The sequence below is a fragment of the Campylobacter sp. W0066.1 genome (assembly GCF_024723635.1).
GTDB classification, from domain to species: Bacteria; Campylobacterota; Campylobacteria; order Campylobacterales; family Campylobacteraceae; genus Campylobacter_D; species Campylobacter_D lari_C.
The window spans coordinates 1-25,007 of sequence record NZ_JANQCW010000021.1 but is presented as its reverse complement, the minus strand read 5'-3'; the positions used below and the strand labels follow the sequence as shown (position 1 = coordinate 25,007).

Annotated in this window: 21 protein-coding genes and 5 tRNA genes; 21 read left to right on the top strand and 5 right to left on the bottom strand. The window is 31.8% G+C overall.

The window, feature by feature from the left end:
• A partial coding sequence (gene yaaA / locus CAMP18497_RS07625) for a peroxide stress protein YaaA (RefSeq protein ID WP_337213579.1) occupies window positions 1-542 on the bottom strand: 542 nt, incomplete at its 3' end.
• 93 nt (window positions 543-635) lie between these two features.
• Between yaaA and CAMP18497_RS07620 the strand changes: the two genes are divergently transcribed.
• The 19 genes from CAMP18497_RS07620 (at window position 636) to fusA (ending at window position 18,177) form a co-directional block, all read left to right on the top strand.
• A tRNA-Thr gene (locus tag CAMP18497_RS07620) sits at window positions 636-711 on the top strand.
• Window positions 712-758: 47 nt separating this feature from the next.
• Window positions 759-844, top strand: a tRNA-Tyr gene (locus tag CAMP18497_RS07615).
• A 7-nt stretch (window positions 845-851) separates the two neighbouring features.
• Window positions 852-928, top strand: a tRNA-Gly gene (locus tag CAMP18497_RS07610).
• Window positions 929-1,033: 105 nt separating this feature from the next.
• Window positions 1,034-1,108: transfer RNA gene (locus tag CAMP18497_RS07605), tRNA-Thr, on the top strand.
• Window positions 1,109-1,173: 65 nt separating this feature from the next.
• Window positions 1,174-2,373: an elongation factor Tu gene (gene tuf, locus CAMP18497_RS07600; RefSeq protein ID WP_039617742.1), complete on the top strand. Its 1,200-nt coding sequence runs from the start codon at window positions 1,174-1,176 to the stop codon at window positions 2,371-2,373.
• A 39-nt stretch (window positions 2,374-2,412) separates the two neighbouring features.
• The gene (rpmG, locus tag CAMP18497_RS07595) at window positions 2,413-2,571 is read left to right on the top strand and encodes a 50S ribosomal protein L33 (RefSeq protein ID WP_039617743.1); all 159 of its coding nucleotides are present in this window, start codon (window positions 2,413-2,415) and stop codon (window positions 2,569-2,571) included.
• A gap of 21 nt (window positions 2,572-2,592) precedes the next feature.
• A tRNA-Trp gene (locus CAMP18497_RS07590) sits at window positions 2,593-2,668 on the top strand.
• 16 nt (window positions 2,669-2,684) lie between these two features.
• Window positions 2,685-2,867, top strand: a complete 183-nt coding sequence (gene secE, locus CAMP18497_RS07585; protein ID WP_039617745.1) for a preprotein translocase subunit SecE — start codon at window positions 2,685-2,687, stop codon at window positions 2,865-2,867.
• Window position 2,868: 1 nt separating this feature from the next.
• Complete coding sequence (nusG, locus tag CAMP18497_RS07580) at window positions 2,869-3,402, top strand: transcription termination/antitermination protein NusG (RefSeq protein WP_087684660.1); 534 nt, start codon at window positions 2,869-2,871, stop codon at window positions 3,400-3,402.
• Window positions 3,403-3,429: 27 nt separating this feature from the next.
• Window positions 3,430-3,855 carry a 50S ribosomal protein L11 gene (gene rplK / locus CAMP18497_RS07575; protein WP_012661181.1) on the top strand — a complete coding sequence of 142 codons (426 nt, stop codon included), beginning with the start codon at window positions 3,430-3,432 and terminating at the stop codon, window positions 3,853-3,855.
• Window positions 3,856-3,919: 64 nt separating this feature from the next.
• On the top strand, window positions 3,920-4,621 hold the full coding sequence (gene rplA, locus CAMP18497_RS07570) for a 50S ribosomal protein L1 (protein ID WP_337213576.1): 702 nt from the start codon (window positions 3,920-3,922) through the stop codon (window positions 4,619-4,621).
• A 154-nt stretch (window positions 4,622-4,775) separates the two neighbouring features.
• A complete protein-coding gene (rplJ, locus tag CAMP18497_RS07565) occupies window positions 4,776-5,255 on the top strand; it encodes a 50S ribosomal protein L10 (protein ID WP_039617749.1) in 480 nt (159 codons plus the stop codon).
• Between the two features lie 20 nt (window positions 5,256-5,275).
• Entirely contained in the window at window positions 5,276-5,653 is a 378-nt protein-coding gene (gene rplL / locus CAMP18497_RS07560; protein ID WP_012661184.1) for a 50S ribosomal protein L7/L12, read from the top strand.
• A gap of 97 nt (window positions 5,654-5,750) precedes the next feature.
• Window positions 5,751-9,884, top strand: a complete 4,134-nt coding sequence (rpoB, locus tag CAMP18497_RS07555) for a DNA-directed RNA polymerase subunit beta (protein WP_263677917.1) — start codon at window positions 5,751-5,753, stop codon at window positions 9,882-9,884.
• Window positions 9,877-14,430 carry a DNA-directed RNA polymerase subunit beta' gene (rpoC, locus tag CAMP18497_RS07550; RefSeq protein ID WP_337213573.1) on the top strand — a complete coding sequence of 1,518 codons (4,554 nt, stop codon included), beginning with the start codon at window positions 9,877-9,879 and terminating at the stop codon, window positions 14,428-14,430. Before rpoB ends, rpoC begins: the two co-directional genes overlap by 8 nt.
• Before the next feature lie 42 nt (window positions 14,431-14,472).
• Entirely contained in the window at window positions 14,473-15,105 is a 633-nt protein-coding gene (locus CAMP18497_RS07545; RefSeq protein WP_337213571.1) for a CatA-like O-acetyltransferase, read from the top strand.
• Window positions 15,106-15,167: 62 nt separating this feature from the next.
• Window positions 15,168-15,551 carry a 30S ribosomal protein S12 gene (gene rpsL / locus CAMP18497_RS07540; protein WP_012661187.1) on the top strand — a complete coding sequence of 128 codons (384 nt, stop codon included), beginning with the start codon at window positions 15,168-15,170 and terminating at the stop codon, window positions 15,549-15,551.
• Window positions 15,552-15,618: 67 nt separating this feature from the next.
• Window positions 15,619-16,089, top strand: a complete 471-nt coding sequence (gene rpsG / locus CAMP18497_RS07535) for a 30S ribosomal protein S7 (RefSeq protein WP_012661188.1) — start codon at window positions 15,619-15,621, stop codon at window positions 16,087-16,089.
• 12 nt (window positions 16,090-16,101) lie between these two features.
• Complete coding sequence (gene fusA, locus CAMP18497_RS07530; RefSeq protein WP_039617755.1) at window positions 16,102-18,177, top strand: elongation factor G; 2,076 nt, start codon at window positions 16,102-16,104, stop codon at window positions 18,175-18,177.
• A 32-nt stretch (window positions 18,178-18,209) separates the two neighbouring features.
• Here the strand turns inward: fusA and CAMP18497_RS07525 are convergent, their stop codons facing one another.
• The 4 genes from CAMP18497_RS07525 to putP form a co-directional block, all read right to left on the bottom strand.
• Window positions 18,210-18,692 (bottom strand): pyridoxamine 5'-phosphate oxidase family protein, encoded by a 483-nt coding sequence (locus tag CAMP18497_RS07525; protein WP_337213568.1) that lies wholly within the window; start codon window positions 18,690-18,692, stop codon window positions 18,210-18,212.
• A gap of 64 nt (window positions 18,693-18,756) precedes the next feature.
• The gene (locus CAMP18497_RS07520; protein WP_263664233.1) at window positions 18,757-20,127 is read right to left on the bottom strand and encodes a hemolysin family protein; all 1,371 of its coding nucleotides are present in this window, start codon (window positions 20,125-20,127) and stop codon (window positions 18,757-18,759) included.
• A 78-nt stretch (window positions 20,128-20,205) separates the two neighbouring features.
• The gene (locus CAMP18497_RS07515) at window positions 20,206-21,186 is read right to left on the bottom strand and encodes a putative transporter (RefSeq protein WP_337213565.1); all 981 of its coding nucleotides are present in this window, start codon (window positions 21,184-21,186) and stop codon (window positions 20,206-20,208) included.
• The gene (gene putP / locus CAMP18497_RS07510; RefSeq protein ID WP_337213563.1) at window positions 21,187-22,665 is read right to left on the bottom strand and encodes a sodium/proline symporter PutP; all 1,479 of its coding nucleotides are present in this window, start codon (window positions 22,663-22,665) and stop codon (window positions 21,187-21,189) included.
• Window positions 22,666-22,809: 144 nt separating this feature from the next.
• Here putP and CAMP18497_RS07505 point away from each other — a divergent pair, with 144 nt between their 5' ends.
• Both CAMP18497_RS07505 and modB read left to right on the top strand, forming a co-directional pair.
• Window positions 22,810-24,015, top strand: coding sequence for a saccharopine dehydrogenase family protein (locus tag CAMP18497_RS07505; protein WP_258108988.1), 1,206 nt, complete (start codon window positions 22,810-22,812; stop codon window positions 24,013-24,015).
• Between the two features lie 34 nt (window positions 24,016-24,049).
• Entirely contained in the window at window positions 24,050-24,727 is a 678-nt protein-coding gene (gene modB / locus CAMP18497_RS07500) for a molybdate ABC transporter permease subunit (protein WP_337213560.1), read from the top strand.
• The last annotated feature ends 280 nt before the right edge of the window (window positions 24,728-25,007 follow it).

Here is a 25,007-nt window from a genome sequence, read left to right as displayed (position 1 = left end):
AAAAAAGGCTTTTTAATAGTATAAAATTTTTCATAAAATTTAGCTCTAAGATCAATTATCAATTCATTTTCTAAAAATTTATCAAGTTCATCAGAAAAATTATCTTTATAAAATTTTTCTATATTAAAATCTTTGATTTTCTCTCCTTGCTTTAATTTATAATAAGGTATTAAATCTTTTGCTAAAATAGGACCAAAAAGATTAGAAAAAATCAAAACATTCTCATCTATGTATTCTTTTGAAACCTCACTTAAATTTTCATAGTCTAAATAATCAAAAGCAACTCCATTGTATCTTTGGATAGCTTTGATTGTGTCTTTCGTTATAATATCTTGAGTTAGCTCTTGCATTTCGTTTTTATCTTTTATACCAAAAAACTTTTCAAGTTCGCCTTCACTGCATTGTTTTATATGATTTTTATATTTTGTAAGCACTTCTAGTCTTTTGCTATATAAATTACTAAAAACAAAAGAGTTTTCATTTATACAAGTTTGTGTGTTTGTTTTGCTTTTGCTTTCACTAGGTGAAAATAAAATTTTCATATTTATCCTTTATTTTTTTAAAAAAATTATACAAAATTATTTAAAACACTTGACATTAATTCAAAATTACATTATAATTCAACTTTATTTTTTGCTGGTTTAGCTCAGTTGGTAGAGCAGCTGCCTTGTAAGCAGCAGGTCGGGGGTTCAAGTCCCTTAACCAGCTCCATTGTTAATAGCAGTGTTTGACCAGAAATAAAAAGCATTTTTATTCATGGTGAGTTACTCAAGTGGCCAACGAGGGCAGACTGTAAATCTGCTGGCTTTCGCCTTCCGTGGTTCGAATCCACGACTCACCACCATTGCTTTGCGGGAGTAGCTCAGTTGGCTAGAGCATCAGCCTTCCAAGCTGAGGGTCGCGGGTTCGAGTCCCGTTTCCCGCTCCAACCTAATTTTGGTAGAGTGAAACTGGGAGCTGTTTTTAAATTCAGAATTTCTAGCAGTTTCAAATTTCCAAAATTTTATAATTTATGTTTTTAATTTTTCTGAGCGCTCGTATGGCTCAGAGGTAGAGCACTCCCTTGGTAAGGGAGAGGTCGCGGGTTCAAGTCCCGCTATGAGCTCCATTGATTTCAAAAGATTATAAAACATAAATTAGTATTTGTTTGTAAATTTTATATGGAGGAAAAAGATGGCTAAAGAAAAATTTTCACGTAATAAGCCTCACGTAAATATTGGTACTATTGGTCACGTTGACCACGGTAAAACAACTTTAACAGCTGCTATCTCTGCTGTTCTTTCAAGAAGAGGTTTGGCTGAGCTTAAAGATTATGATAATATCGACAATGCTCCTGAAGAAAAAGAGCGTGGTATTACTATTGCAACTTCTCACATTGAGTATGAAACAGAAAATCGTCACTATGCTCACGTAGACTGCCCAGGTCACGCTGACTATGTTAAAAATATGATTACTGGTGCTGCTCAAATGGACGGTGCTATTCTTGTTGTTTCTGCTGCAGATGGCCCAATGCCACAAACTAGAGAACACATCTTGCTTTCTCGCCAAGTAGGTGTACCATATATCGTTGTTTTCATGAATAAAGCTGATATGGTTGATGATGCTGAATTATTAGAATTAGTTGAAATGGAAATTAGAGAATTATTAAGTTCTTATGACTTCCCAGGAGATGACACTCCAATTATTTCAGGTTCTGCTTTACAAGCTCTTGAAGAAGCAAAAGCTGGACAAGATGGTGAATGGTCTAAAAAAATCCTAGATCTTATGGCAGCAGTTGATGAGTATATCCCAACTCCAGCTCGTGATACAGATAAAGATTTCTTAATGCCAATCGAAGACGTATTCTCAATTTCAGGTCGTGGTACAGTTGTTACTGGTAGAATTGAAAAAGGTGTTGTTAAAGTTGGTGACACTATTGAAATCGTTGGTATTAGAGAAACACAAAGCACTACAGTAACTGGTGTTGAAATGTTTAGAAAAGAAATGGATCAAGGTGAAGCAGGTGATAACGTAGGTGTTCTTCTACGTGGTACTAAAAAAGAAGATGTTCTTCGTGGTATGGTTCTTGCTAAGCCAAAATCAATTACTCCACATACTGACTTTGAAGCAGAAGTTTATATTTTAAATAAAGATGAAGGTGGTCGTCACACTCCATTCTTTAATAACTATAGACCACAGTTCTATGTAAGAACAACAGACGTTACTGGTTCTATCCAACTTGCAGAAGGCGTTGAAATGGTTATGCCAGGTGAGAATGTTAGAATTACTGTAAGTCTTATTGCACCAGTTGCACTTGAAGAAGGTACTCGTTTTGCTATCCGTGAAGGTGGCCGTACTGTTGGTTCAGGTGTTGTATCTAAAATTATTAAATAATCATAAGCGAGATTTTATCTCGCTTTTTAAGGAATAAAAATGAGAATTAAAGTTGGCTTGAAATGTGAAGAGTGCGGTGATATTAATTACAGTACTTTTAAAAATAGTAAAAATACAACTGAAAAATTAGAATTAAAAAAATATTGCCCAAGATTAAAAAAACATACAGTTCATAAAGAAGTTAAATTAAAAAGTTAAGGCTTTTATATAAAAGCCCTTAGGGCAATAGCTCCAACGGTAGAGCGCCGGATTCCAAATCCGATGGTTGGGGGTTCGAATCCCTCTTGCCCTGCCACAAAATAAGGTAAAATATGGAAAAACTAATAACTTATTTTAAATTGTCAAAAGCTGAATTATCAAAAGTTATTTGGCCTTTGAAAGAGCAAGTTAGAAATGCTTATATTACAGTTTTTGTAGTTGTTACTGTTGTTTCATTATTTTTAGCATTGGTTGACTTGATTATGTCATTTTCATTATCTAAGATTATAGGATAAAATAATGAATCATAAATGGTATGCAATTCAAACTTATGCAGGTAGTGAAATGGCTGTAAAAAGAGCTATAGAAAATTTAGTTAGAGATCATGGAATTCAAGAGCAATTACTAGAAGTGATTGTTCCAACTGAAGATGTGATCGAATTTAAAAATGGTAAAGAAAAAATAAGCGAAAGAAGTTTATATTCAGGCTATGTATTTGCCAATATTGACTTATCAACAGAACTTTGGCATAAAATTCAATCTTTGCCAAAAGTTGGTCGTTTTATAGGGGAAAGTAAAAAACCAACCCCATTGAGTGAAAAAGATATCAATCTTATTTTAGAAAAGGTGAAAAATAAAGCAGCACCTAAACCTAAAATTTCATTTGATAAAGAAGAAAGTGTAAGAATAACCGAAGGTCCTTTTGCAAACTTTGTAGGTATTGTAGAAGAATATGATATGGTTAGAGGAGTTTTAAAACTAAATGTTTCAATATTTGGTAGATCAACTCCAGTAGAGATCTTATACTCTCAAGTTGAAAAAATAGTTTGATAATATAGCAAGTAAAGGAGAAAGGTTATGGCTAAAAAAGTCGTAGGAGAAATAAAATTACAAATAGCTGCTACTAAGGCTAATCCATCACCTCCAGTTGGTCCTGCTTTGGGTCAACAAGGTGTTAATATTATGGAATTTTGTAAAGCATTTAATGAAAGAACAAAAGATATGGCTGGTTTTAATATTCCAGTTGTTATTACTGTTTATGCAGATAAAAGCTTTACATTTATCACAAAACAACCACCAGCTACAGATTTAATCAAAAAAGCTGCAGGTATTTCTAAAGGTGCAGATAATCCTTTAAAAAACAAAGTAGGTAAATTAACTAAAGCACAAGTTTTAGAAATTGTTGATAAAAAAATAGCTGATATGAACACAAAAGATAGAGAGCAAGCTGCTAAGATTATTATGGGTTCTGCTCGTTCTATGGGTGTTGAAATCGTAGATTAATACTCTTTACCGCCAAGAGTTTAAAAAGGCGGTAGCACTTTATATAAAATGCGGAGAAAAATTAATGTCTAAAAATACTAAAAGATTTACAGAATTATTAAAAAAAATTGATTCAAATAAAAATTACTTAATGGATGAAGCAATAAGCACAGTTAAAACTCTTGCTTCTGCTAAATTTGATGAAACAGTTGAAATTGCTTTAAAATTAAATGTTGATCCAAGACATGCAGATCAAATGGTAAGAGGTAGTGTAGTTTTACCTTGTGGTACAGGTAAAAAAGTGCGTGTTGCTGTTATAGCAAAAGATACAAAAGCTGATGAGGCAAAAAATGCAGGTGCTGATATAGTTGGTAGTGATGATTTAGTAGAAGAAATTCAAAAAGGAAATATGAATTTTGATGTTTTAATTGCTACTCCAAATTTGATGGGTTTAGTTGGTAAAGTAGGTCGTATTTTAGGGCCTAAAGGTTTGATGCCAAATCCTAAAACAGGTACTGTGACAATGGATGTTGCACAAGCTGTGAATAATGCTAAAAATGGTCAAGTTAACTTCCGTGTTGATAAACAAGGAAATATCCATGCAGGTTTAGGTAAAGTTAGCTTTACTCAAGAGCAATTAAAAGAAAATATGACAGCATTTGTAAAAGCTATTAATAAACACAAACCAGCGGCTGCAAAAGGAAGATATATTAAAAACGCTAGTCTTTCTTTAACTATGAGTCCTTCTCTTTCTCTTGATACTCAAGAATTACTTGATACAAAATAAAATTAATGAGAGTTTTACTCTCATTAATAAAAATTAGATAAGATAATAACTTTTATTTTATCTAATTTTTATCTTAGATTGGAGATAGCCGAGGTCCTAGGACTTAATTAGATTTTCTGCTCTGCTTGAAATCACCGGTCGGAAAGGAGTAAAGATGACTAAAAGCCAAAAAGTTGAACTTGTTTCTAAACTTGAAGAAGGTTTTAAAGCTAGTGAAGCTGTTGTAGTTTGTAACTATAAGGGTTTAAACACTAAAAAACTTGAAGAGTTAAGAAATAATGCGAGAGAAATGGATGTTAAAGTTCAAATTATTAAAAATACTTTAGCAAGTATTGCTCTTAAAAATGCCGGCAAAGATGGAATGGAACTTAAAGATACTAATATTTATCTTTGGGGTGAAGACCAATTAAATGTTTCAAAAGTTGCTGATAAATTTAGCGAAGCTAATCAAGCATTTGAGATCAAAACTGCATTTATCGAAGGCGAAGTTGCTTCTGTAGATAAAGTTAAAGCTTTAGCTAAAATGCCTTCTCGCAATGAATTACTTGCTATGCTTTTGCAAGTTTGGAATGCACCAATCACCAATTTCACAATTGGATTAAATGCATTAAAAGAAAAAAAAGAAGCTGAATAAAATTATAAAAAGGATAAAAAATGGCAATTACTAAAGAAGATGTATTAGAATTTATTTCTAACCTAAGTGTTCTTGAGCTTTCAGAATTAGTAAAAGAATTTGAAGAAAAATTTGGTGTTTCTGCTGCTCCAGTTATGGTTGCAGGTGCTGCTGTTGCAGGTGCTGCTGGCGGTGCTGCTGAAGAAAAAACTGAATTTGATATTGTATTACAAGATGGTGGTGATAAAAAAATCAACGTAATTAAAGTTGTTCGTGCATTAACTGGTCTTGGATTAAAAGAAGCAAAAGATGCAGTTGAGCAAACTCCATCAGTTCTTAAAGAAGGTGTTAGCAAAGCTGAAGCTGAAGAAGCTAAAAAGCAACTTGAAGAAGCTGGCGCTAAGGTTGAGCTTAAATAATTTTTTGTTTTTTAAAAGAAAGGATTATATATCCTTTCTTGTTTTCCTTTAATTAAGGATTCTTTCTTTCAATACTTTTACCATGGGGTATAATAATATGTTAAATTCACAATCAGGAAATCGTTTAAGAATAGACTTCTCGAATGTTCCACAACAAATAGACATTCCAAATTTATTACAATTACAAAAAAAGAGTTTTGATTATTTTTTAAATTTAGATGCAAAAAATTCAGAAAGCGGAATTGAAAAAGTATTTAAATCTATCTTTCCAATCCATGATCCGCAAAATAGATTAAGTTTAGAATATGTAAGTAGTGAAGTAGGTAAGCCTAAATATACCATTAGAGAGTGTATGGAAAGAGGTTTGACTTATTCTGTAAATTTAAAAATGAAGATCCGTTTAACTTTACATGAAAAAGATGAAAAAACGGGTGAGAAAATTGGTATAAAAGATATTAAAGAACAAGAAATTTATATTAGAGAAATTCCTTTAATGACAGATAGAATTTCTTTTATTATCAACGGAGTAGAAAGGGTTGTAGTTAATCAGCTTCATAGAAGTCCAGGTGTTATCTTCAAAGAAGAAGAAAGTTCTACTGTTGCAAATAAATTAGTATATACAGCTCAAATTATACCAGATCGTGGTTCTTGGCTTTATTTTGAATATGATGCTAAAGATGTACTTTATGTACGTATCAATAAAAGAAGAAAAGTGCCTATTACAATTTTATTTAGAGCACTTGGTTATAAAAAACAAGATATTATAAAATTATTCTACCCTATACAAACTATTCATGTAAAAAAAGATAAATTCTTAACCGAATTTAATCCAAATGACTTTTTAGATAGAGTTGAATATGACTTAAAAGATGAAAAAGGTAATGTAATTCATCAAGCTGGTAAAAGAATGACAAAGAAAAAGGCAGAACAGCTTGTAAAAGATGGTGTTAAATGGGTTGAATATCCAGTTGAAATTTTAACAAATAGATATTTAGCTAATCCTATCATTAATAAAGAAACCGGTGAAGTTTTATATGATTCTTTAACACTATTAGATGAAGGAAAACTAGCAAAAATTAAAGAAGAAAAACAGTTTGATATTGCAAACGATTTAGCTAATGGAGTAGATGCTGCTATTATTAATTCTTTTATTCAAGATAATGAAACTTTAAAATTATTAAAACAAACAGAAAATATAGAAGATGAAAATGATTTAGCAGCTATTAGAATTTATAAAGTGATGAGACCAGGTGAGCCTGTAGTAAAAGATGCTGCAAAAGCTTTTGTGAATGATTTATTTTTCAATCCTGAAAGATATGACCTAACAAAAGTTGGTCGTATGAAAATGAACCATAAATTAGGTTTAGATACGCCTGAATACGTTACAGTTTTAACTAATGAAGATATAGTAAAAACTGCAAAATATTTAATTAAAGTAAAAAATGGTAGAGGCCATATCGATGATAGAGATCACTTGGGTAATCGTCGTATTAGATCAATCGGAGAGCTTTTAGCGAATGAACTTCATGTAGGTCTTGCTAAAATGCAAAAATCTATTAGAGATAAATTTACGGCTTTAAATGCAGATATTGACAAAGTAATGCCTTATGATTTGATCAATCCTAAAACAATTACTGTAACCATTATGGAATTTTTTACTGGTGGTCAATTATCTCAATTTATGGATCAAACAAACCCATTGAGTGAAGTAACTCACAAGCGCCGTTTATCTGCACTTGGTGAGGGTGGTTTAGTAAAAGAAAGAGCAGGATTTGAGGTGCGTGATGTCCACGCAACACATTATGGAAGAATTTGTCCTGTTGAAACTCCAGAAGGTCAAAATATCGGTTTGATTAATACACTTTCAACTTATGCTAAAGTAAATGATCTAGGTTTTGTTGAAGCACCTTATAAGAAAGTAGAAAATGGTAAAGTAAGCAATGAAATCGTTTATTTAACCGCTACTCAAGAAGAAGGTTTAGTGATCGCAGCAGCTTCAACTAAAATTGATGAAAAAGGTAATATTGTTGAAGAATTTGTTGAAGCAAGACAAGATGGTGAAACAATCTTAGCAAGAAGAGAAGAAGTACATTTGATTGACCTTTGTTCGGGTATGATAGTAGGGGTTGCAGCATCTTTGATTCCATTCTTAGAGCATGATGATGCAAACAGAGCTTTGATGGGTTCAAACATGCAGCGTCAAGCAGTGCCTTTACTAACCGCACAAGCACCTATAGTAGGTACTGGTATGGAAAAAATCATTGCTCGTGATGCTTGGGAAGCTATTAAAGCTAAAAGAGCAGGGATTGTAGAAAAGGTTGATAATAAAAATATTTTCATTTTGGGTGAAGATGAAAATGGACCATTTATTGATCATTACAAAATGGAAAAAAATCTAAGAACTAACCAAAATACAACTTTTATTCAACATCCGATTGTTAAAAAAGGTGAATTTGTTCAAGCAGGTCAAATCATTGCAGATGGTCCAAGTATGGATCAAGGCGAACTTGCTATTGGTAAAAATGCTTTAATCGCATTTATGCCATGGCATGGGTATAACTATGAAGATGCTATTGTAATTAGTGAGAAAATTTTACGTGAAGATACTTTTACTAGCGTTCATATTTATGAAAAAGAAGTAGAGGCTAGAGAACTTAAAGATGGTGTAGAAGAAATTACAAAAGATATTCCAAATGTAAAAGAAGAGGATTTAGCACATCTTGATGAGAGTGGTATTGCTAAAATAGGAACTCATATTAAGCCTGGCATGATTTTAGTGGGTAAAGTTTCTCCTAAAGGCGAAGTAAAACCTACACCTGAAGAAAGATTATTAAGAGCTATTTTTGGCGAAAAAGCTGGACATGTTGTAAATAAATCTTTATATGCAACTGCTTCACTAGAAGGTGTTGTTGTAGATGTAAAAATCTTTACTAAAAAAGGTTATGAAAAAGATGCACGTGCTATAAAAGCTTATGATGATGAAAAATTAAACCTTGAAAAAGAACATCATGATAGACTTTTAATGATGGATAGAGAAGAAACTTTAAGGGTTTGTTCTTTACTTTCTAAGTCACCTTTAAATTCAGATGAAGAAATAAATGGTGTTAAATATAAAAAAGGTTCCAAAGTAGAAATTGCAGAATTAGAAAAAATTAATCGTTTTGCATTAAATTCTTTAGTTAAGGCTTATTCTAAAGAAGTGCAAAAAGAATACGATGATTTAAAAAACCATTTCCAAAATGAGAAGAAAAAACTTAAAACAGAACATGATGAAAAATTAGAAATTTTAGAAAAAGATGATATTTTACCAAGTGGAGTAGTAAAACTTGTTAAAGTATATATCGCGACTAAGAGAAAATTAAAAGTTGGAGATAAAATGGCAGGACGCCATGGAAATAAAGGTATTGTTTCTAATATCGTTCCAGAAGTTGATATGCCATATTTACCTGATGGAAGACCTATTGATATAGCTTTAAATCCTTTAGGGGTTCCAAGCCGTATGAATATAGGGCAAATTCTTGAAAGTCACTTAGGAATTGTTGGTATGAGACTAGGTGATCAAATTCAAGAAATTTTTGATAGAAAACAAAAAGATTTTGTAAAAGAATTACGCGAAAAAATTCTTGAAATTTGTAGTGTATCTAGACTTGAGCTAGAAAAGAAATTTGTGCAAACTTTAAATGATGAGCAACTTATTTCTTATGCTAGAGATTGGGCTAAAGGGGTAAAATTTGCTACTCCTGTATTTGAGGGTGTAACGGTTGAAGAATTTGGTAAGCTTTTTGAGATGGCTAAAATAGCTATGGATGGAAAAAGCGAACTTTATGATGGAAGAACTGGTGAAAAAATGGCAGAGCGTGTACATGTTGGATGTATGTATATGCTTAAATTACACCACTTAGTAGATGAAAAAGTTCACGCAAGAAGTACTGGACCTTATAGTCTTGTAACACAACAACCAGTTGGTGGTAAGGCTTTATTTGGTGGACAAAGATTTGGTGAGATGGAGGTTTGGGCTCTTGAAGCTTATGGAGCGGCTCATACTTTAAGAGAAATGTTAACCATAAAATCTGATGATGTTGAAGGTAGATTTAGTGCTTATAAAGCTTTAACAAAAGGTGAGAATGTTCCAGCAACAGGTATTCCAGAAACATTCTTTGTACTTACAAATGAATTAAAATCTCTTGCTTTAGATGTTGAGATTTTTGATAAGGATGAGAATAATGAGTAAATTTAAACCTATCGAAATAAAAGAAGATGGCAGACCTAGAGACTTTGAAGCTTTTCAATTAAGACTTGCAAGTCCTGAAAAAATCAAATCATGGTCTTATGGGGAAGTAAAAAAACCAGAAACGATTAATTATAGAACCTTAAAGCCTGAAAGAGACGGGCTTTTTTGTGCTAAAATTTTTGGACCAGTAAGAGATTATGAGTGTCTTTGTGGTAAATATAAAAAAATGCGCTTCAAAGGCATTAAGTGTGAAAAATGTGGTGTTGAAGTCACTAGTTCTAAAGTACGCCGCTCAAGAATGGGACATATTGAGCTAGTTACACCGGTGGCACATATTTGGTATGTAAATTCTTTACCAAGTCGTATCGGTACTTTGCTTGGCGTAAAGATGAAAGACTTAGAACGCGTATTGTATTATGAAGCATATATAGTAGAAAATCCAGGTGATGCTTACTATGATAATGAAAATACTAAAAAAGTTGAATTTTGTGATGTATTAAATGAAGAGCAATATTTAAATTTAATGCAACGCTATGAAAGTAGTGGATTTAAAGCTAGAATGGGTGGTGAAGTTGTTAGAGATTTGCTAGCAAATTTAGATCTTGTTGAGCTTTTAAATAAACTAAAAGAAGATATTGCAGCAACTAATTCAGAAGCAAAGAAAAAAACTATCATCAAACGTTTAAAAGTGGTAGAAAATTTCTTAAATAGCAATTTAAATAGCAATACAAATATTGATGAAGTGGTACCTAATCGTCCCGAGTGGATGATGATTACAAATTTACCTGTATTACCACCTGATTTAAGACCTTTAGTAGCTTTAGATGGTGGAAAATTTGCAGTTTCTGATGTGAATGATTTATACAGAAGAGTTATCAATAGAAATACGCGTTTGAAAAGACTTATGGAACTTGATGCACCTGAAATCATCATTAGAAATGAAAAAAGAATGCTTCAAGAAGCAGTTGATGCTTTATTTGATAATGGTAGAAGAGCAAATGCGGTTAAAGGTGCAAATAAACGTCCATTAAAATCTTTAAGTGAAATCATCAAAGGAAAACAAGGTCGTTTCAGACAAAATCTACTTGGTAAAAGGGTGGATTTTTCAGGTCGTAGTGTTATTGTTGTTGGGCCAAAACTTAGAATGGATCAATGTGGTTTACCTAAAAAAATGGCTTTAGAATTATTTAAGCCACACTTATTAGCTAAACTTGAAGAAAAAGGTTATGCTACCACTGTAAAACAAGCTAAAAAAATGATAGAAAATAAAACCAATGAGGTTTGGGAGTGTTTAGAAGAGGTTGTTAAAGGTCATCCTGTAATGCTTAACCGTGCTCCAACCTTGCATAAACTTTCTATTCAAGCTTTCCATCCTGTGCTTGTAGAGGGCAAGGCAATTCAACTTCATCCATTAGTATGTGCAGCGTTTAATGCTGACTTTGACGGGGACCAAATGGCTGTACATGTGCCTTTATCACAAGAAGCAATAGCTGAGTGTAAAGTATTAATGCTCTCATCTATGAATATCTTGCTTCCAGCAAGTGGTCGTTCTGTGACTGTGCCTTCTCAAGATATGGTTTTGGGGATTTATTATCTATCTTTAGAAAAAGATGGTGCTAAGGGTGAGCATAAAATTTGCACAGGTATTGAAGAGGTTATGATTGCCCTAGAAGCAAAATCTTTAGATATTCATGCAAGTATTAGAAGTGTGGTTGATGGTAGAAAAATCACTACGACTGCGGGAAGATTAATCATTAAGTCTATCTTACCTGATTTTGTTCCTGAAAATATGTGGAATAAAGTCATGAAGAAAAAAGATATTGCAGCTTTGGTTGATTATGTTTATAAAGAAGGTGGCCTTGAAGTAAGTGCTAGCTTTTTAGATAAATTAAAAGATCTTGGTTTTGAATATGCAACAAAAGCGGGTATTTCTATTTCAATTGCTGATATTATTGTGCCTGATCAAAAGCAAAAAAGTATAGAAGAAGCTAAAAAACAAGTAAGAGAAATCCAAAATTCATATAATTTAGGTTTGATTACTTCAGGCGAAAGATATAATAAGATTATTGATATTTGGAAAAGCACTAATAATGTCTTATCAAAAGATATGATGGAATTAATTAAAAAAGACAAAGAAGGATTTAACTCTATTTATATGATGGCAGATTCTGGTGCTAGGGGTTCAGCAGCTCAAATTTCACAGCTTGCTGCGATGAGGGGTCTTATGGCTAAACCTGATGGTTCTATTATTGAAACACCGATTATTTCAAACTTCCGTGAAGGACTTAACGTTCTTGAATATTTCATTTCAACTCACGGTGCTAGAAAAGGTCTTGCAGATACAGCCTTAAAAACAGCAAATGCAGGTTATTTGACAAGAAAACTTATCGATGTGGCGCAAAATGTAAAAGTTACAATGGAAGATTGTGGCGCACATGAGGGTGTTGAGATTAATGAAATCACTGCAGATGGTGTTGTAATTGAAACCTTAGAAGAAAGAATTTTAGGAAGAGTTTTAGCTGAAAATATTATTGATTCTATTACTAATGAAATTTTATTCTCAGAAGGTACTTTAGTAGATGAAGAAAAAGCTAGGATTATTGTTGAAAGTGGTGTAAAGAGTGTAAGTATTAGAACTCCTATTACTTGTAAAGCTAAAAAAGGCGTATGTTCTAAATGCTATGGTATTAACCTAGGTGAAGGCAAATTAGTTAAGCCAGGTGAGGCTGTAGGTATTATATCTGCTCAATCAATCGGTGAACCAGGAACACAGCTTACACTAAGAACTTTCCACAGTGGTGGTACTGCTAGTACAGATTTACAAGATCGCCAAGTAGTAGCACACAAAGAAGGTTTTGTAAGATTTTATAATCTTAATACCTATGAAGATAGACAAGGTAAAACTATCGTTGCAAATCATCGCAATGCTGCTATTTTACTTGTTGAACCAAAAATCAAAGCTCCATTTAAAGGAACTATCCATATTGAACATGCGTATGAAGATGTAGTGGTTAGTGTTAAAGCGAAAAACAATGAAGCTAAATTTATATTAAGAAAATACGACTTAGCAAAAGCTAATGAACTTGCGGGTGTAAGCGGTAATATTGAAGGTAAATTATATATTCCATATAGTGATGGTGATGAAGTAGCTGAAAATGAAAGTATTGTAGAAGTAATCAAAGAAGGTTGGAATATACCAAACCGTATTCCTTATGCGAGTGAGTTGCTAGTAAAAGATGGAGATCCTATCACTCAAGATATTATAGCTGGCGCAAAAGGTACTTTGAAGTTTTATATGCTTAAAGGGGATGGTTTAGATAGAATTAGAAATCTAAAAAAAGGCGATGTAGTTAAAGAAAAAGGTGTTTTTGTTGTTATTGCTGATGAAAATGATAGAGAGGCAAAAAGACATTATATACCAAGAGAATCTGTGATTGAATTTGACGATAGTGCTTTTGTAGATAATCCTAAAACCATCATAGCAAAATCAAGCAAAGAAGATAAAACCATTATTGCTGAATGGGATGCGTATAATAATACTGTAATCGCAGAAGTTGCAGGTGCAATTAACTTTGAAGATATTGAGTCAGGTTATAGTGCTGATGAGCAAATTGATGAAGCAACGGGTAAAAGATCGCTTGTTATTAATGAGTATTTACCAAGTGGAGTGCGTCCTGCATTGTTAATTATAGGTGAAAATGACAAAGTAGTGCGTTATCAACTAGAGCCAAAAACTGTTATTTATGTAAATGATGGCGATAAGGTTAAACAAGCTGATATCCTAGCTAAAACTCCAAAGGCAGCGGCTAAGTCAAAAGATATTACTGGAGGTCTTCCAAGGGTATCTGAATTGTTTGAAGCAAGAAAGCCAAAAAATACTGCTGTTGTGGCTGAAATTGATGGGGTTGTTAGGTTTGATAAACCTTTAAGATCAAAAGAAAGAATCATTATCCAAGCAGAAGATGGAAGTAGTGCAGAGTATTTAATTGATAAATCAAAACGCATTCAAGTAAGAGATGGTGAATTTATCCATGCGGGTGAGAAATTAACCGATGGAGTTATTTCAAGTCATGATGTGCTTAGAATTTTAGGTGAAAAAGCATTGCATTATTATCTTATTTCTGAAATTCAGCAAGTTTATCGTGGTCAAGGTGTTGTGATTTCTGATAAGCATATTGAAATCATCGTATCGCAAATGCTAAGACAAGTAAAAATTGTTGATAGCGGTCATACAAACTTTATTGTAGGTGATTTGGTTTCAAGAAGAAAATTCAGAGAAGAAAATGAAAGAATTTTAAGATATGGCGGTGAACCTGCTGTAGCTGAGCCTGTATTGCTTGGGGTTACAAGAGCAGCTATTGGAAGTGATAGTGTGATTTCAGCTGCTTCATTCCAAGAAACAACAAAAGTTTTAACAGAAGCAAGTATTGCAGGTAAATTTGATTATCTTGAAGATCTAAAAGAAAATGTAATCTTAGGTCGTATGATTCCTGTTGGTACAGGTCTTTATGGAGATCAAAATTTAAAGCTTAAACAACAAAATTAATTTTCAATCCTAGCAATTTTGCTAGGATTTTTAAAGTATTTTATGTTTAAAATAATTGATTTAGAACAATATAAAAGAAAAGAACATTTTAACTTTTATACTCAAAATATCCCTTGCTCGTTTGAAATTACTGTTAAATTAGATATTAGTTCTTTTTATTATTTTATTAAAAACAATAATTATGAATTCTACCCTTGTTTTATCCACACTACTAGTAAAAGTATAAATGCTTTTGATAATTTTAAATTTAGTTTAGATCAAAACAAACAACTAATATGTTATGATATTATCCATCCTTCTTATACTATTTTTCACAAGGACTCTAAAACTTTTTCTGTTCTTTGGACTTTCTATAAAGAAAATTTAAATGATTTTTTGTCTTTATATGAAGAGGATAAACAATTATTAAAAAGTAATAAAAGTATGTTTTTAAAAGAACCTATAGATAATCTTTTTAATATTTCTGCTATTCCTTGGATAGCTTTTGAGAATTTTTCTTTACACTTGCTAAAAAAAGAGCAACATTTCTTTCCTATTATAACAAGTAGAAAGATTATAAAAGAAAATAAAAAATTTATCATTCCTTTTAGTATTAATGTTAATCATGCCAGCAATGATGCTTATCACATTTATTTGTTTTTAGAAAAACTCCAAGAAAACCTTAATAGTTTATAATTTTATAAGTAAAATTTAGATATTATCCAAAGTTTATTATTTTATTAATGAAAGGAATTACTGTGCCAACCATAAATCAATTGGTTAGAAAAGAGCGCAAAAAAGTTTTAGAAAAATCTAAATCACCAGCGCTTAAAAATTGCCCACAAAGAAGGGGAGTTTGTACTAGGGTTTATACAACAACTCCTAAAAAACCAAACTCAGCGTTAAGAAAAGTTGCCAAAGTAAGACTTACAAGTGGCTTTGAAGTTATTAGTTATATCGGTGGTGAAGGTCACAACCTACAAGAACACAGCATTGTTTTAGTGCGTGGTGGTAGGGTAAAAGACTTACCAGGTGTTAAGTATCACATTGTTCGTGGTGCCTTAGATACTGCAGGTGTTGCAAAAAGAACTGTTTCTCGTTCTAAATATGGTGCAAAACGCCCTAAAGCAGCAGCTAAGTAATAAGATTGCAGACAAATCCGTTAGATTTGATTTTGTTTGAGTAAAATTATAAATTTGAAGGAAAATTATGAGAAGAAGAAAAGCTCCGGTAAGAGAAGTCTTGCCAGACCCGATTTATGGAAACAAAGTAATCACAAAATTCATTAATTCTTTAATGTATGATGGTAAAAAAAGTACGGCTACGACTATTATGTATGGTGCTTTAGAAGCTATCGATAAAAAAGGTGGAGAAAAAAAAGGTATAGAAATTTTTAATGATGCTATTGAAAATATCAAGCCTTTATTAGAAGTTAAATCTCGTCGTGTTGGTGGTGCCACTTATCAAGTTCCAGTGGAAGTACGCCCAGCTAGACAGCAAGCTTTAGCTATAAGATGGATTATTTCTTTTGCTAGAAAAAGAAGTGAAAGAACTATGATTGAAAAATTAGCAGCTGAATTACTAGATGCAGCTAATAGCAAAGGTGCTTCATTCAAGAAGAAAGAAGATACTTATAAAATGGCAGAAGCTAATAAAGCATTTGCTCATTATCGCTGGTAAGAGGAGTAAAACATGTCAAGAAGTACTCCTTTAAAAAGAGTTAGAAATATAGGTATTGCAGCTCACATTGACGCAGGTAAAACAACTACTAGTGAAAGAATTCTTTTCTTTACAGGTATGAGTCATAAAATTGGTGAGGTGCATGATGGTGCAGCTACAATGGACTGGATGGAGCAAGAAAAAGAAAGGGGTATTACAATTACTTCTGCTGCTACAACTTGTTTTTGGAAAAATCACCAAATCAACCTTATAGACACTCCAGGCCACGTTGACTTTACAATCGAAGTTGAAAGATCAATGCGTGTTTTAGATGGCGCTGTTGCGGTATTTTGTTCAGTAGGTGGAGTTCAACCACAATCAGAAACTGTATGGAGACAAGCTAATAAATATGGTGTTCCAAGAATTGTTTTTGTAAATAAAATGGACAGAATTGGTGCAAATTTCTTTAATGTTGAAGAGCAAATCAAAAATCGCTTAAAAGGCAACCCAGTTCCACTTCAAATTCCAATCGGTGCTGAAGATAATTTCAAAGGTGTAATTGATCTTATTACCATGAAAGCTTTGGTATGGGAAGATGAAAACAAACCGACTGATTATGTAGAAAAAGAAATTCCAGCTGAGCTTAAAGAAAAAGCTGAAGAATATCGTACAAAAATGATAGAAGCGGTTTCTGAAACAAGCGATGAATTAATGGAAAAATATCTAGGCGGTGAAGAGCTTACTCAAGAAGAAATCAAAGCAGGTATTAAAGCAGGATGTTTAAGTCTTTCTATGGTTCCTATGCTTTGTGGTACAGCTTTTAAAAATAAAGGTGTTCAACCATTACTTGATGCTGTTGTTGCTTATTTACCAGCTCCTGATGAAGTTGCTAATATCAAAGGTGAATATGAAGATGGTACAGAAGTTTCTGTAAAATCAACTGATGATGGTGAATTCGCAGGTCTTGCATTTAAAATTATGACCGACCCTTTTGTTGGGCAATTAACTTTCGTTCGTGTATATAGAGGAAGTTTAGAAAGCGGTTCTTATGCATATAATTCAACAAAAGATAAAAAAGAAAGAATTGGTCGTCTTTTGAAAATGCACTCTAATAAAAGAGAAGAGATTAAAACTTTATATGCAGGAGAAATTGGAGCGGTTGTTGGTCTTAAAGACACACTAACTGGTGATACTTTAGCAAGTGAAAAAGATAAGGTTATTCTAGAGAGAATGGATTTCCCAGATCCTGTTATTTCAGTTGCTGTTGAGCCTAAAACAAAAGCAGATCAAGAAAAAATGTCTATTGCTTTAAATAAATTAGCTCAAGAAGATCCAAGCTTTAGAGTTTCTACAGATGAAGAAAGTGGTCAAACTATCATTTCAGGTATGGGTGAGCTTCACTTAGAAATCATTGTTGATAGAATGCTTCGTGAGTTTAAAGTTGAAGCAGAAGTTGGTCAACCTCAAGTTGCTTACCGTGAAACTATTAGAAAAACAGTTGAGCAAGAATACAAATACGCTAAACAATCAGGTGGTCGTGGTCAGTATGGTCATGTATTCTTAAGACTTGAGCCACTTGAGCCAGGTAGTGGTTATGAGTTTGTAAATGATATCAAAGGTGGGGTAATTCCAAAAGAATATATTCCGGCAGTTGATAAAGGTGTTCAAGAAGCATTACAAAACGGTGTTTTAGCAGGATATCCTGTTGAAGATGTTAAAGTAACTGTTTATGATGGAAGTTATCACGAAGTGGATTCTTCTGAAATGGCGTTTAAACTTGCAGCTTCTATGGGCTTTAAAGAAGGTGCTAGAAAAGCAGGTGCTGTAATCTTAGAACCTATGATGAAAGTTGAAGTTGAAACTCCGGAAGAATATATGGGTGATGTTATTGGTGATTTAAATAAACGTCGTGGCCAAGTAAATTCAATGGATGAAAGAGGTGGTAATAAAATTATTACAGCATTCTGTCCTTTAGCTGAGATGTTTGGTTACTCAACCGATCTTAGAAGCCAAACTCAAGGCCGTGCTACTTATTCTATGGAATTTGATCACTATGACGAAGTTCCAAAAAATGTTTCTGAAGAAATTATCAAGAAAAGAAACGGTTAATCTATCCAAGATGAGCAATAGCTCATCTTGGATTATTTATGTCCTTTTGAATTAATTAAATTAATTACTCCCTCGTTAATTTCATATGCTTTTCCAAAACCTTTAACATATCTTCCATTTTTCAGTATAAGTTGAAATAAATGAAAATCTTGCATATTCTTAATGACTTGAATTATTTCTTTATTGTTTTCATTTTCATAAGTATTTAATACTTGCTCAAATAGCTGATTATCTCTTGTTATTTCTATACTTTCTACCCTAAATTTAAGTCTTTTTCTTGCAAAGATTGACATACAATCTTTTTCATCTTCTATAAACATAATTTCTATGTTTTTATTATTGTATTTTACTCCTTCAAAATGTTCAGCAATTTCACTAATATAAATATAAAAATCATTTTTAATTTTTATAATAGGTGCATATGAGCATATTGTTTGATTGTTTAAATTTAAAGAAGATATTATAATGCTTTTGCATTCTTGCATAAATTGATTAATTTCATCATATAATTGCATATATTTTCCTTGTAAGTTAAAATGAATAGATTAAGGGTTATATGAGAGTAAAAAGAAGAGTTTATCACTCTTCTTCGTCAGTATTTTTGCGTACAACTTTAATGCGTTCTATACTATTTCCATCCATCTTTTTGACTTCATAGTAGCAGAATTCATCTTCTATTCTATCTCCAACTACCGGTAAGCGTCCTAAGAGATTGAAAACATATCCACCTATAGTGACTTGCTCTAGTTCTTCATTAAAGCGTATATCAAGCATTTCTTCTACTTCACTAATTTCATATCTTCCTTGAAATTCATAAATGTTTTCTGCAAGTTTTTTAAAATGTGGACTAGAATCATCATGCTCATCGTTAATATCTCCAACGATTTCTTCCATAATATCTTCCATAGTTAAAAGACCGGCTGTGCCACCATATTCATCTACTACTAATGCTGTGTGTACTTGTTCTTTATTCATCATGAAAAGAACTTTGGATATGCTGATATTTTCTGGAACTAAGATCATTTTGATTAAAAAATCATCTAAATTTTTCTTATCTTTACTAAGTTCATTTTGCATGATGTCTCTAATGTGTACCATACCCAAAATGATATCTTTAGAACCATCTATGTATGGAAAGCGTGTGTGTTTGTACTGACAAACTATTTGCATATTTTCTTCATAGCTTTTTTGTTTGTTAAGACATATCATATCTTTTCTAGGTGTCATGATTTCTTTTGCTACTGTATCTGAAAAATCAACTGCATTGCGTATGATTTCAGTTTCAAACTCATCTAAAACTCCACCTTTTTGGCTTTCACTTGCAATAAATTTAATTTCTTCTTCAGAGTGGCTTAATTCATGTTCTTTAGCAGGTTTAATACCTATAACTTTTAAAGAAATTGCAGCTAAAAAGTCAAATGTTTTGATAAAAGGTAAGAAAAGTAACCAAAATAAATGCAATGGTCTTGCAACCCATAAAACAGCTTTATCTGCAATAGCGATAGCAACGCTTTTTGGAACTAATTCACCTAATACAACATGCAACAATGTGATAATAGCAAAAGCAATAACAAATGCTATGGTATGAATTAATGCTGGAGCTAAACCTAAATTTGCCAAAGGAACTTCAAGAATTTTAGCAATAGCAGGTTCACCTATCCAACCAAGAGCAAGAGAGCTTAATGTAATACCAAGTTGGCAAGCACTTAAATAAGTATCTAGTTTTGAAGTTACTTCCAAAGCTTTTTTTGCATTGCGTTTTTTTTCTTTTACCATTTCTTCAAGTTTTGATCTACGCACTTTAACAATAGCAAATTCAGATAAAACAAAAAATCCATTTAAAAGCACTAAAGCTAATGCAACAAGAATCATAAAAGTAGAATAGCCTACATCAATTGAGGCAACAGCGGGTAATGTTTGATTTAAGTCTAAAGATTGACTGGGGTCCAAAAAAACTCCTTTAATAAAATTTTTGCAAAATTATATCAAATCAAAACTATAAAATTAGCTTAAAATAAATGATATATTTTAAATTAATTTATGTTTTCTATATTCAATATTTTTTTCGAATTCATCTAAACGTTTATAAATGCTACGCAATTGAGTGATAGTTGTCCAGTTGGTGATGAAAATACTAAATGAGGATCTAACTTGATCAAAAGCATTGCCAACTTGTATGATAATCCCAAGTTGTATAAGTCCTAAAAACAAGCTTGGAGCCATGATTAAAAAAGGCACTATAACCATGATTTGCTCAAATAAATAAAGCCATATATTAAAATACCCATAATGCAAAAATAATCTTTTATAATTGATTTTAAGTCCAGTAAATAAACTTAAAATACTTTCATCGCTTGCATAATTTTTTCTATCATCTTCAGCAAAAACAAGTTCTTTTCTAAAAGCAGCTTCGGCTTTTTGATTATTATATTCAAGACCGGGTAATTTAATGCCAACAAACCATGATATAACAAGACCTCCCAAAGAAACCAAAAATGCAATCCATACTAAAGAGCCATTAATATCTTTTAAGATAGGTAAATTAACATGCGCGCTTAACATCCATAAGATAGGTACAAAAGCAATTAAGGTCATAATTGCCTTAACAAAAGCCAATCCTAAGCTTTCTATGATTTTTGAAAAATTATAAATATCTTCTTGAATTCTTTGTGAACTACCTTCTATGTTGTCATCTTTTTTTTGCCAAAATTTAATATAATCAAAAGTCATAGCTTCACGCCATTTAAAGGCATAAATACTTCCAAAATATTGTGTGATAGTGGCGATTAATACATAAGGCAATGCTAAATATAAAAACTGTTTAATAAAATGATAAAAGTCATTTATGCTATGATTTTTCGCATCTTGTAAAACATCGTAAAATTCTTTATACCATTCATTTATTGCAACATTAATGGAAGTTTGAGCGAGTAAAGAAGCTAGTAAAAAAAACAAACCCAAATAAGCCCACAATGCCCATTTTTTTGAATAAAAAAAAGATTTAAACATTTAAATTTCTTTTAGCATTTTTTCATAGTGTTTTATTGTATGTTTTTTTGCTTTAAAAATTATACTAAAAATTACAATAAAACAACTTGCAACTAAAAATCCAGGAATGATTTCATAAATTGCTATAAAATTTGAACCAAAATGTTTATAAAATATAACGGTCAAAGCCCCGCTAACCATTCCAGCTATCGCACCTTCTTTGCTCATATTTTTATAAAATAAAGAAAATAAAATAACACTTCCAAAACTAGCTCCAAAACCTGCCCATGCATATGAAACAATACCTAAAATTTGACTTTGCGTATCAAGTGAAAGTACAAAAGCTACACAAGCAACAGCTAAAACACCTAGACGTGATAATAAAGTAATATTTTTATCATTTGTTTTTCTTTTTAAGATTTGTGTATAAAAATCTTGCACCAAGCTAGAAGCGCATACTAGTAGTTGAGAACTCGCAGTGCTCATTATAGCTGCTAAAATCGCACTGAGTAAAATTCCTGCCACCCAAGGATTAAAAAGCACTTGAGACATTACAATAAATATTCTTTCAGGGTCATTTAAAGTAAGATTAAATTTAGCTATATAAGCAATACCTAAAAATCCTATCATAGCAGCACCAAATAAAGAAATTACCATCCAAGTTATGCCTATAAAAGTTGCAGTAGGAATTTCTTTTACATTTTTTATAGAGATAAAACGAATTAAAATATGAGGTTGACCAAAATAACCAAGCCCCCATGCTAGGGTTGATACTACGACTAACCAACCACCACCATCTAAACCAAAGGCTTGAGGTTTTACATCATTTATAGTAGAAAAAGCTTCGCCAAAGCCACCAAGTTCAAAAATCATCACAAAAGGAATGATGATTAATGAACTCATCATTAAAAGTCCTTGTATCATATCAGTCCAACATACGGCTTTGTAGCCACCTAAAAAAGTATATAAAACAATAACTAAAAATCCAATGCTTAAGGCAAAAATATAAGGTAAATTAAATACACTTTCAAAAAGCTTAGCACCACTTACTAATCCAGCACTAATGTAAATAGTAAAAAATACCAAAATGACTACTGCACAAATGCTTCTTAAAATATGTCTATCATCATGAAAGCGACTTTCGAAAAAATCAGGAATTGTAATACATTCTTTGGCTATTTGAGAAAAAATCTTTAATCTTTTAGCAACAAAGGTCCAGTTTAAAAACATACCAAAACTTAAGCCTATGGCTATATAAATTTGCCCTAATCCAGCTGCATATAAAGCACCAGGAAAAGCCATTAAAAGCCAACTACTCATATCAGAAGCACCTGCACTTAAGGCAGATATTACCGGCCCCATGGAGGCATTACCAACAAAATAATCTTTACTGTTTTGATTTTTTTTGTAAAAATAAAAACCTATAAAAAGCATTAAAAATGCATAAGTAATAAAAGTAATAACAATAGGATAAGAAAGTTCTACACTTTGTAAATTCATAAGTGTCCTTAAAAAATTTAAAAAATTATCATTTTACTTGTTTTATTTTAAAAAAACATTATAAAAATTATTTTTTGTTTTTTTTATTTCAATACTTTATAAAGTTTTTTTGTTACAATTTTCTAAAAAATTTGAGGAAAAATGATGAAAAATCTTTTGATTATAGGTGCAGGTGGTGTAAGCCGTGTTGCGACTGTAAAATGTGCAATGAATAGTGATGTTTTTAGCAAAATAACTCTAGCAAGTAGAACTAAAAGTAAATGTGATGAAATAGCAGCTTTTATAAAAGAGCGTTTAGGTGTAGAAATTCAAACTGAGCAAATAGACGCAGATGACACCGCTGCTGTTGTAGAACTTATCAAAAAAACAGGAGCTGAAATTTTATTAAATGTAGCTTTACCTTATCAAGATCTTACTTTAATGGATGCGTGCATTCAAACTAATATCCACTATGTAGATACTGCAAACTATGAACATCCTGATTTAGCTAAATTTGAATATAAAGAACAATGGGCAAGAAATGATAAGTTTAAACAAGCAGGAATTTTAGGACTTTTAGGTAGTGGATTTGATCCAGGTGTTACTAATGTATTTTGCGCTTATGCACAGCAAAATTTGTTTGATGAAATTCATTATATAGATATATTAGATTGTAATGCTGGAGATCATGGTTATGCTTTTGCTACTAATTTTAATCCTGAAATTAACTTAAGAGAGGTTTCTGCTAAAGGTCGTTACTGGGAAAATGGCAAATGGATAGAAACTGATCCTATGGAAATAAAAATGGAGTGGGATTATCCTGAAGTAGGGGTAAAAGATAGTTATTTACTTTATCATGAAGAGCTTGAAAGTTTAGTAAAAAATATCAAAGGTTTAAAAAGAATAAGATTTTTCATGACTTTTGGGCAAAGCTATTTAACTCATATGAAATGTCTTGAAAATGTTGGTATGCTAGGTATTAAGCCTGTTATGCATCAAGGCAAAGAAATAATACCAATAGAATTTTTAAAAACTTTGCTTCCTGATCCTGCTAGTTTAGGCCCTCGCACCAAAGGCTATACTAATATAGGTTGTGTGATTCGCGGTGTAAAAGATGGAAAAGATAGACAAGTTTATATTTATAATGTTTGTAATCACGAAGAATGCTTTAAAGAAACCGGAGCACAAGCTGTGAGTTATACTACTGGAGTTCCTGCAATGATAGGAACAAAGCTAATCGCTAAAGGAATTTGGCAAGGAAAAGGTGTGTTTAACATGGAAGAATTTGACGCCAAACCTTTTATGGATGAGCTAAATACTCAAGGACTCCCTTGGAAAATTATAGAAATGGAGCCAAATTTAGGAAAATAATCTCAAGTCTTATTGACTTGAGAAAGTTTTAATAATGACGCAATTATTATTAAGTATAGATTGGACGCCTTTTTTAGTTTCCATAAAACTTTCTCTTATTACTTGTATAATTTTGTTTTGTTTTTGCATACCTCTTGCTTGGGTTTTTACTTTTAAGCAATTTAGAGCAAAAAAAATTCTAGAAACTATAATAACCTTACCTTTGGTTTTACCACCATCTGTTGTTGGTTTTTACTTATTGATTTTATTTTCAAAATACTCTTTTTTGGGGAATTTTTTAGAAAAACACTTTAATATCACCTTGGCTTTTACCTTTGAAGGTTTGGTGATAGCAAGTTGTATTTATTCTTTACCTTTTATGTTTAATCCTTTATATAATGCAATGTCTATGATTTCTAAAAATATTATAGAAGCAAGTTTTTCTTTGGGAAAAAATTCTTTCATTACGCTTTTTAGAGTAATCTTACCTAGTATCAAACCAGCTATATTAAGTGCTTTGGTGATAAGTTTTGCACATACTATGGGCGAGTTTGGTATAGTATTAATGATAGGTGGTTCTTTAAGCGGAGAAACAAAAGTAGCTAGTATTGCTATATATGAAAGTATGGAAAATTTAGATTTTGTTACAGCTCATATTTATAGCCTCATACTTTTAATTTTTAGTTTTATTGTTTTACTAAGTGTAAATCTTCTTAATAAACAAAAAAGATAATATACCTATATTATCTTAAAACATAATCCATTTATTGTTTTCAAGTATTTTGAGTATAAATTTATCTAATCATATTTTATCTTTAACTATTTATTTTTTCTTTCATTTTCTTAATTTATATTTAAAATATTATTTTCTTTATATTTGACACAAAATTCCCACATTTTTTATAATAACTTATTTTCCTTTATTTTTACTAAAAAACTCTACTACATGTTATAAGCAAATATTCTCCGCCCCCCCCCCGCATCTCTCTTATTCTAACACAAATTCCCACATA